This window comes from Amycolatopsis circi (assembly GCF_003385235.1).
Classification (GTDB): Bacteria; Actinomycetota; Actinomycetes; order Mycobacteriales; family Pseudonocardiaceae; genus Amycolatopsis; species Amycolatopsis circi.
The window spans coordinates 1-3,161 of record NZ_PQIA01000265.1 but is presented as its reverse complement, the minus strand read 5'-3'; the positions used below and the strand labels follow the sequence as shown (position 1 = coordinate 3,161).

The window sequence follows — 3,161 nt, the reverse complement described above, 5'->3', positions numbered from 1 at the left end:
GTACGAAACGCCCGGCTGCGTCGGAGCCGGCGTTGTTGAAGTGCGCGGCTCCGACGCAGCCGGGCGTTTCGTACCTTGCGCGGTCGACATCGAAAACGTGGGCCATATGAACTGAATACAGTAATGGTGATCTGTGTGCAATACTCTTCACATGGTCAAGAGACTTATGCGCGGTGAACTTATCGAGGAGATCACCGCGCGCGTCCTCGACGGACGGTTTCCCCCGGATACCCGCATCAACGAGGTGCACCTGGCGAACGAGCTGGGCGTGTCCCGGACGCCGTTGCGCGAGGCGCTGATCGGCCTCGCCGACCGCGGGCTCCTCGTCGCCGCGCCGGGCCGCGGATTTCTCGTCGCGCCGTTCGATCCGCAGGAGGCGCGCCGGCTGTACCCGCTGGTCGCCGAGCTGGAAGCGCTCGCACTGCGCTGGACATCGCCGCTCGAACTCGCTTCGCTGCCGGACGCGCTCGACCGGATTTCGGACGAGATAGCCGATACCTGCGACCTGCCCGCGGCCGACGACCGCTGGCACGCGCTGCTCACGTCCCGCTGCGACAACCCGCATCTGCTGCGCATGATCGAGCAGACAAAGCCGTTGCTGAAGCGCTACGAAACGGCATACTTCGGCGGTCGGGACCGAGTGGCGGAGAGCGTGGCCGAGCACCGCGAGATCGCGGCGGCACTGCGGGCGGGCGACCTGCCCGGCGCGTCCGCGCTGCTCGTCCGGAACTGGGTGAAAGCGTTGGCGTACTTGAAAGGGAGCTGATCCGGTGCGGGTTTTCGCGCATCTCTCCGACATCCACCTCGACGGCACCGACCGCGCCGACGCACGGGCCGCAGCGGTGACGCGTTACCTGCGAAACCTCGAAAAGCCGGTCGACGCTGTGTTCGTCACCGGCGACATCGCCGATCACGGCCTGCCCGAGGAGTACCGTCGCGCGGCCGAACTGCTGGACCTTCCGGTGCCGGTGGTGGTCTGCCCTGGCAACCACGACGTGCGCGCGCAGTTTCGCGAGGCGCTGCTGGGAGAACCGGCCAGCGACGCTCCGGTGAACTCCGCGACCAAGGTGGCCGAAGTGCTGCTCGTGTCGTGCGATTCGACGATCCCGGGCAAGGGTGCGGGCTACCTCGCCGACGAGACGCTGGCCTGGCTGGACGACACGCTCGCCGGGCATGACGGTCCGTCGTTCGTCGCCTTCCACCACCCGCCGCTCGACGTCGGAGTGCCGCTGGTGGACGCGATCCGCCAGACCGGCGAAGACCGGCTCGCCGCTGTGCTGAAGCGGCATCCCGGCGTGGCGGCCTTGCTGTGCGGACACGTGCACACCGGTGCGGCGACCGAGTTCGCGGGCGTGCCGGTGCGAGTCGCGCCGGGCGTCGTCTCCGGTTCACTGCTGCCGGTGGAACCCGGCGCGGGGCGCGGCTGGGACGAGGGCGGGCCGCTGGACTTCGACAGCCCGCCGTCGCTCCTGCTGCACGTCCTGCACGACGACGGCAGGCTGACGACGCATCAGCGCGCGGTCACGCAATAACGGTCATGCGGTGAAGACCGGCAGCGTCACCCGCGACGGCCGAGTCTCGTCGTGGAACACCTCGAACCGGTTCGGCGCGCCGCGCACGGCGGACGAAACCCGTTCTCCCGTACCGTGATTGCGCGCGAACCGGGGGAACGCACCGCCCGCGATCTGAACGCGCAACCGGTGCCCGCGGCGGAAGCGGTACGCGGTCGGGTCGAGTTCCACCTCGGCCCGCACCACGCCGTCGGCATCGGCTTCCGGCGCGCCGGGACGCAGCCGCAGGATGCCGTCGGTGACGTTGCGCGAGATGCCGCCGGGGTCGACGTCGCACAGCCGCACGTACACGTCGGCGTCGGCCAGTTCGGTCCGCACGAACACGGTGGCGGACACGTCGCCGATCACGTCGACGTCGTGCACCAGCGGCTCGCCGGTGAACACCAGCACGTCGTCGCGCGCCTCGGTCGCGGAATTGTCGCGCTGCTTGGTCTTTCCCATCAGCAGCGGGCCGCCGACGGCCGGCGTCGGATCCGCCGGGTCGTAGGTGAACGGCGTCGGCAAGGCCTCGCCGGGCACCGTCTCGCCGAGACCGCCGACCGGCCGCAGGTGTGCGTGCGTGGGTTCGGAAGGGGGCGGCCAGTGGTCGAAATCGAGCCAGGCGGACGCCTGCTGCAGGAAGATCCGGACCGGAGAGCGCTGCAGCTGGGTGCCGACGTCGGCCAGGTGCGCGCGCAGGAAGCCGAGCTGATCCTGGATCAGGACGCGGAAGCTCGCCGGTTCGCCGTGCGACCACGGCCCGACGGTGATCCGCGGCGACCGTCCGGCGTCCTGCAGCGTGCGAAAGTCCCGCAGCTGCGCGCGGACGAACAGGTCGTACCAGCCGGTGACCATGCTGACCGGCACGCCGAGTTTCGCGACTTCGGCGCTGTGGTCCGACATCTGCCAGAAATCGTCGTCCGGGTCCGCGTGCTCGGTGACGTCCTGCAGGAATTGCACCGGCTTGCCGATCGCCGCCACGTCCGCGCCCGCGATCGGCAGGTACGCCATCGCACTGCGCGTGCGCCGTGTCTGCAGCGGGTTCGGCAGCGCGGCGAACCGCTCCTCCTGCTTCCCGATCATGGCCGACCAAGACACCATGTTGTCCGCCGCGAGCACCCCGCCCGGATAGAACGTGCTGACGAATTCCGAGGCGGTGATTCCTAGACACATCGCGGAGAGCGGCGGGTCTAGGTACGGGCCGATCGCCCACTGGGTGTGGCCGAGGTAGCTGGCGCCTGCCATGGCGATACGTCCGTCGCACCAAGGTTGCTCGCGCAGCCATTCCGCGGTGGCGATTCCGTCTTCGCGTTCCAGGTGGAAGGGGCGGAATTGGCCTTCTGAACCGAAGGTGCCGCGGGTGCTTTGGAGGACTGTTTGGAGGCCGTGGCGGGCGAAGGTTTCGCCGAAGAGTTTGGCGAGCGGGCCGGTGCGGCCGTAGGGGGTGCGGATCAGGACGACCGGGCCGGTGGTCAGGCCGGGCGGGGTGTAGCGGTCGGCTAGGAGGTGTGCGCCGTCGTGCATGGGGATGCGGAGGCCCTTGGCGGCGGTGGGGGCGGGGCCTTCGGCGGCGGGGAGACCGAGCAGTCGGTCGACGATTCGGTTCAGCAC

At 69.6% G+C, this 3,161-nt stretch carries 3 protein-coding genes; 2 read left to right on the top strand and 1 reads right to left on the bottom strand.

Features of this window, described 5'->3' with window-relative positions:
• Positions 1-151 precede the first annotated feature (151 nt).
• Together D0D37_RS45995 and D0D37_RS45990 are read left to right on the top strand one after the other, a co-directional pair.
• A complete protein-coding gene (locus D0D37_RS45995; RefSeq protein ID WP_116206851.1) occupies positions 152-766 on the top strand; it encodes a GntR family transcriptional regulator in 615 nt (204 codons plus the stop codon).
• 4 nt (positions 767-770) lie between these two features.
• Entirely contained in the window at positions 771-1,532 is a 762-nt protein-coding gene (locus D0D37_RS45990; RefSeq protein ID WP_116206850.1) for a metallophosphoesterase, read from the top strand.
• 3 nt (positions 1,533-1,535) lie between these two features.
• On the opposite strand, the gene D0D37_RS45985 is transcribed toward D0D37_RS45990, so the two are convergent.
• Positions 1,536-3,161, bottom strand: a 1,626-nt coding sequence (locus tag D0D37_RS45985; protein WP_244223919.1) for a CocE/NonD family hydrolase, incomplete at its 5' end; no start/stop codon positions are given.